A 5,899-nucleotide genomic window follows, 5' to 3' on the forward strand; every position below is an offset into this window, starting at 1 on the left:
CAACGTCCAACGTCCAACGTCCAACGTCCAACGTCCAACGTCCAACGTCCAACGTCCAACGTCCAACGTCCAACGTCCAACGTCCAACGTCCAATAGAATTATCATCTGAAATACAGGAAAAAATAAAACTTCTTGAATCTTATAAAGAAGAAATCCAATCCTATCCAAATTTCTATAGCCCATTCTTAAACGTTAGATATATTAATTTTATCATTGGTCTGACCGAAGATAAAAATCGCTCCATTGAATCTATTAATAGTGGTTTTAACGATGGTTTTCAAAGAATTTCAAAAGAATTCAATAAATTTGAACTTTTTCGAGAAACAATAGAATTTACAACACCTAAAGAGATTAAAAACTTCCCTCAATTATTAGATGAAAAAGATAAAGATTTAAAACGACAAAATGAAATCCAAAACATTCAAATTGTACAATTACTAAAAAACATTCAAAATACTAGAGAAATATTAAACTTAGATAAACTAAATGATGAACAATTAGCAATAAAAAATGAAATTGAAAAGCGTAATATAAAATATCTTATTCATTTTACTCGCTTAGATAATTTAAAACATATTTTAGAAAACGGATTATTAGGAAGAAAAACTTTATCTGAAAAAGTTATTTCTTATCATTACAACGATCAATATCGTATTGATAATATTCCCGATGGTATTTGTTGTTCAATTTCATTTCCAAACTATAAAATGTTCTGGGGCATAAGAAAAAACCAAGAAAACCAATTTGGTGCAGATATTGATAAAGATTGGGTTATTTTACGATTAAAACCTGAACTATTATGGGAGAAAAAAGCATATTTTTGTCGTTATAATGCGGCATCAAATCAAGAAAGATTTAATAAAGATAAAATGAATGCTAAAGCTTTTAAAGCAATGTTTGAAGATTTAGAATATGTAGAACGTAATCAACTGAACATACCTGATAATTTTACAACTAATCCGCAAGCAGAAGTTGTATTTATTGAAAAAATTGAACCTGAATGGATTATTGATATATGTAAAAAGAATGGCTATGGAATGGATTGTTATAAACCTAACGATCTAAACTCTGCAAAATACGAAAATGAAACACTATTTAAACCTCGTTCTGATTATCAATATTGGACAAAACATTAAGGAAATAACAAATGACAAATTCAATAGGAAAAGCAACACGCTTAGTTTTTATTCCTAAAAAAGACGGTAATGTTCTAGTAGAAGTTAAAGAGGTTGCTTTTGACTGGCATAAAGGAATGAGTTTTCAAGTTCGTCAGCGTTCTCTACTATCTTTACACGAAAATATTAAAAATCAAGGCATTGCTAAAAATCCATTAGAAATATCTTCAAAATCTTTTGTCGATCTTGGGGTGAAATTGAGTGCATTTAATTTAGAGGGAACTATTCCTAACAAATCCAGTAAGTTTACCGTAGAAACTATTTTTCAATCCAGTAAAGTATTTAAAAATGATCCCAATAGCCCATATCGAGATATTCTCACAAAAAGTTCTCGAGAAGCTAAACAAGATGAACGGTTAAAGGATAAGATATTAGATCACTTTGATTATTTTGATTTACGATGGGAACTTGAACCTAAAACCGCCTTTTATGATTGGATTTATATCAATGTATTAGAAAATTATAATAAAGATCTTGCTAAGAAAATAATGCATTATGATGCATTTACTGATATTGAATTTAATCATAAAAAGAGTATTAATTGTCAGGCTTATTCTGTCGCATTATATAAAGCATTAGAATGGCGGGGAGGTTTAATTAAAGATTTTACAGATAGTAAAATTCCCAAAGAACAACGAAAAGAAAATTTCTTAGCTATTATCAAGGATTTTGATAAATATGAAGGAAAAGGAATGGCAGAAAAAATTAATCATCAGGAATTATTACCTTTAGAGTAAAAAGATAATAAACATTACATCGCTAAATCAGAACCGCAATGTGCAATCTGTTGCGTAGTGCCTTAAACAAGTGCTATGCAACATCAGTGTATTTCTTTGATAAATTCTGTTCTAAAAAAGGACAGGCATAAACCTGTCCTTATAAATCAATTTAAAAAGCAATTACTCTTCGCCTAGCTCACCCATTGCTGTGATGCTAAAGCCTGCATCCACGTGTAACACTTCGCCTGTTACGCCTGAAGCAAGATCTGAACATAAGAATGCCGCTGAGTTACCCACATCTTCAATCGTTACGGTACGGCGTAATGCGGCGGTTTGTTCGAATGCCGCAAGCATTTTCTTGAAGTTTTTGATGCCTGATGCCGCAAGCGTACGGATTGGGCCGGCAGAGATCGCATTAACGCGAATACCTTCTTTACCTAAATCTGCTGCCATTACGCGAGTTGCTGCTTCAAGTGATGCTTTGGCTAAACACATAACGTTGTAGTTAGGGATCGCACGTTCTGCACCTAAGTAAGAAAGGGTTAATAATGCGGCGTCTTTGTTTAAGAATGGACGTGCTGCTTGTGCCATTGCCACGAAGCTATATGCGCTGATGTCGTGGGCAATGCGGTAGCCTTCACGGGTTGCGGCATTGACATAGTCGCCGTCTAATTGATCGCCCGGTGCAAAGGCGATGGCGTGAACGAAACCGTCAAATTTTTCCCATTTTTTGCTTAATTCTGCAAAGCAGTTGGTGATGCTTTCATCGGTTGCTACATCTAATGGTAATACGATGTCTGAACCAAATTCTTTGGCAAATTCTTCAACGCGTGGTTGAAGTTTGTCGTTTAAATAAGTAAACGCTAATTCTGCACCTTGTGCTTTCATTGCTTTTGCAATACCGTAAGCAATCGAACGGTTGCTTGCTAAACCTGTGACTAAAATACGTTTTCCAGCTAAAAAGCCCATAATTTGTTCCTCTGTAAAATGATGTAATAATCTGCCCATATGAAGCAAAACTTGTGAATTATAACGATATTTTGAGGAAACAGGCAAATACAAGCGGTCAGATCGGAGTTGCTTTTTACAAATAAACCGCGGAAAAATCTTACAAAAATTTAACTTTTTCCTTGAAATACGCTATTTCAGCCTTATTATATCCATCAATTTTTTATCACAGAGTAAACCAATGGGCAGAAAACGTAGTGCAAGCTCTTCGCGGTGGCTTGCAGAGCACTTCAAAGATCAATTCGTACAAAAAGCACACAAACAAAAATTACGCTCCCGAGCTTATTTTAAATTAGATGAAATTCAACAAACGGATCGCTTATTTAAACCTGGGATGACCGTTGTCGATTTAGGGGCGGCTCCCGGCGGCTGGTCGCAATACGTGGTGACCCAAATCGGCAACCAAGGTAGAGTAATTGCTTGTGATATTTTAGATATGAATCCGATTGTCGGGGTGGATTTTTTGCAAGGCGATTTCCGCGAAGAAAGCGTGTTAAATGCGTTGTTGGAGCGAGTCGGAGAGGGCAAGGTGGATGTGGTGATGTCTGATATGGCGCCGAATTTCAGTGGTATGCCGTCGGTGGATATTCCGAGGGCAATGTATTTGGTAGAGCTGGCGTTGGATATGTGTCGCCAAGTATTGGCACCAAAGGGCAGTTTTGTGGTCAAAGTGTTCCAAGGAGAAGGATTTGACGAATATTTAAAAGAGATTCGCGCCTTATTCAGCACCGTGAAAGTTCGTAAACCGGAAGCTTCACGGGATCGTTCGCGTGAAGTGTACATCGTCGCAACGGGTTACAAAGGATAAGTGGAATATCCCTTTTATTTGTAGTAACCTTGACAAGATTTTTCAGTGTAAATATAAGAGGTAAAAACCTTGAACGATATGTTTAAAAATATTTTACTTTGGGTGGTAGTCGGTTTAACGTTAATGACGGCATTCCAAGGTTTTAACGGCAATTTCGGGACGACGAGTAATGTGGCTTATTCGACGTTTTTAAATGACATTAAAAATGATCGTCTGAAAGAAGTCGATTTTAAACGCGGGGAAGAAATCATCAATGTTACCCGCACGGACGGTTCGCAATATCAAACCGTGATGCCGATGTATGATGAATATTTACTGGCGGATTTGGCTAAAACCAATACCACAATTAAAGGTGAACCGGTAGAACGTCGCGGATTGCTTTCACAAATCATCATTTCATGGTTCCCGATGCTACTGTTAATCGGCTTTTGGATATTTTATATGCGCCAAATGCAAGGTGGCGGCGGCAAAGCGATGAGCTTTGGCAAAAGCAAAGCCAAAATGTTAGCGCCGGATCAAATCAAAACCCGATTTAGTGACGTTGCCGGTTGTGATGAAGCCAAAGAAGAAGTGGCGGAAGTTGTTGATTTTTTACGTGATCCGAGCAAGTTCCAGAAATTGGGCGGACGTATTCCGAAAGGCGTGTTAATGGTTGGTCCTCCGGGAACGGGTAAAACGTTATTGGCAAAAGCGATTGCCGGTGAGGCAAAAGTGCCGTTTTTTACAATGGCAGGCTCCGACTTTGTTGAAATGTTCGTTGGTGTCGGTGCGTCACGTGTACGGGATCTTTTCGAACAAGCCAAGAAAAATGCGCCTTGTATTATTTTTATTGATGAAATTGATGCGGTTGGTCGTAAACGCGGTGGCGCCGGTTTTAGCGGCGGGCATGACGAACGTGAACAAACGTTGAACCAAATGTTAGTTGAAATGGACGGTTTTGAAGGAAGCGAAGGCGTTATAGTGATTGCCGCGACGAACCGTTCGGACGTATTGGATAACGCGTTAACCCGTCCGGGACGTTTTGACCGCCAAGTCATGGTCGGATTACCGGATGTCAAAGGTCGTGAGCAGATTTTGAAAGTTCATATGCAAAAAGTGCCGCTGGCACCGGATGTTGATCCGATGATTATCGCTCGTGGTACACCGGGATATTCCGGCGCAGACTTAGCGAATTTGGTGAATGAAGCCGCGTTATTTTCCGCACGAGCAAATCAACGTGTTGTCACCATGAATGATTTTGAAAAAGCGAAAGACAAAATCAATATGGGACCGGAACGCCGTTCAATGATTATGACCGAAGAACAAAAAATTTCGACGGCGTATCATGAAGCCGGGCATGCAATTGTCGGTTATCTTATGCCGGAACACGATCCGGTACATAAAGTAACGATTATTCCTCGCGGACGTGCGCTGGGAGTTACCTTCTTCTTGCCGGAAGGGGATAAAATCAGTATCAGTCATAAACAGCTTGAAGGAAAATTGGCAAGTACCTATGGCGGACGTTTGGCGGAAGAGTTGATCTACGGTAAAGAAAATATCTCAACCGGGGCATCAAGTGATATTCAAGTCGCTTCTAATATTGCTCGTCGTATGGTGACGGAATGGGGCTTTTCAGAGAATTTAGGTCCGATCCTTTATAAAGAGGAAGAAAGCTTTGGCGCACCAAAAGTGGTTTCGGAAGCAACGGCGAAATTGATTGATGAAGAAGTTCGTAAAATCGTTGATCGCAACTATGAGCGAGCAAGAAAAGTGTTGGAAGAAAACATGGATATTTTGCATGCGATGAAAGATGCGTTAATGAAATATGAAACCATCGATATGCCGCAGATTAAAAACTTAATGGAGCGCAAACCGGTCGGTGAACCAGCAGGTTGGAATGAAAGTGGCGGTGATAGCACGCCGACAGCATCGTCTTCAGAAGAGCATGAGACGGACAAAAAATCAGCGACAGAAACGACATTAAGCGATTCCGTAGCAGATAATGAAGCAGATGCGAAATAAGCGGTATTGATTTTCAAAAAAACCGAGTGATGAAAATAACTCGGTTTTTTTATTATAGCTAGACAAAGTCTAGCTATAAAAACCATACGCTATGCGTATGGAATCAAAGAGCTTAAGCGATGAACAGAATAAAAAAATCCTCCTATAATGAATAAGGCTGACAACCAAAATTCAGAATATAGGAGGA

The 5,899-nt window shown here is 38.7% G+C and carries 5 protein-coding genes; 4 read left to right on the forward strand and 1 reads right to left on the reverse strand.

Features of this window, described 5'->3' with window-relative positions; all coding sequences use genetic code 11:
• Positions 1-1,137, forward strand: a 1,137-nt coding sequence (locus ACEYKX_RS03025) for a DarT ssDNA thymidine ADP-ribosyltransferase family protein (RefSeq protein WP_373780441.1), incomplete at its 5' end; no start/stop codon positions are given.
• Positions 1,138-1,148: 11 nt separating this feature from the next.
• Entirely contained in the window at positions 1,149-1,913 is a 765-nt protein-coding gene (locus ACEYKX_RS03030; protein WP_373767011.1) for a hypothetical protein, read from the forward strand.
• Between the two features lie 162 nt (positions 1,914-2,075).
• On the opposite strand, the gene ACEYKX_RS03035 is transcribed toward ACEYKX_RS03030, so the two are convergent.
• The gene (locus ACEYKX_RS03035; protein WP_005714049.1) at positions 2,076-2,864 is read right to left on the reverse strand and encodes an enoyl-ACP reductase; all 789 of its coding nucleotides are present in this window, start codon (positions 2,862-2,864) and stop codon (positions 2,076-2,078) included.
• Positions 2,865-3,084: 220 nt separating this feature from the next.
• On the opposite strand from ACEYKX_RS03035, the gene rlmE reads away from it, so the two are divergent.
• Positions 3,085-3,711 (forward strand): 23S rRNA (uridine(2552)-2'-O)-methyltransferase RlmE, encoded by a 627-nt coding sequence (gene rlmE / locus ACEYKX_RS03040; RefSeq protein ID WP_373767012.1) that lies wholly within the window; start codon positions 3,085-3,087, stop codon positions 3,709-3,711.
• A 78-nt stretch (positions 3,712-3,789) separates the two neighbouring features.
• Positions 3,790-5,712 (forward strand): ATP-dependent zinc metalloprotease FtsH, encoded by a 1,923-nt coding sequence (gene ftsH / locus ACEYKX_RS03045; protein ID WP_373767015.1) that lies wholly within the window; start codon positions 3,790-3,792, stop codon positions 5,710-5,712.
• The last annotated feature ends 187 nt before the right edge of the window (positions 5,713-5,899 follow it).

Origin of the sequence: Glaesserella sp., from assembly GCF_041817755.1 — a bacterium.
Lineage (GTDB): Bacteria > Pseudomonadota > Gammaproteobacteria > Enterobacterales > Pasteurellaceae > Glaesserella.

What these genes read in the sequence shown, in the direction of transcription:
- ACEYKX_RS03030 (WP_373767011.1), top strand. Translation starts at nt 1,149, where the DNA reads ATGACAAATTCAATAGGAAAAGCAACACGCTTAGTTTTTATTCCTAAA.
- rlmE (WP_373767012.1), top strand. Translation starts at nt 3,085, where the DNA reads ATGGGCAGAAAACGTAGTGCAAGCTCTTCGCGGTGGCTTGCAGAGCAC.
- ftsH (WP_373767015.1), top strand. Translation starts at nt 3,790, where the DNA reads ATGTTTAAAAATATTTTACTTTGGGTGGTAGTCGGTTTAACGTTAATG.
- ACEYKX_RS03035 (WP_005714049.1), bottom strand. Translation starts at nt 2,864, where the DNA reads ATGGGCTTTTTAGCTGGAAAACGTATTTTAGTCACAGGTTTAGCAAGC.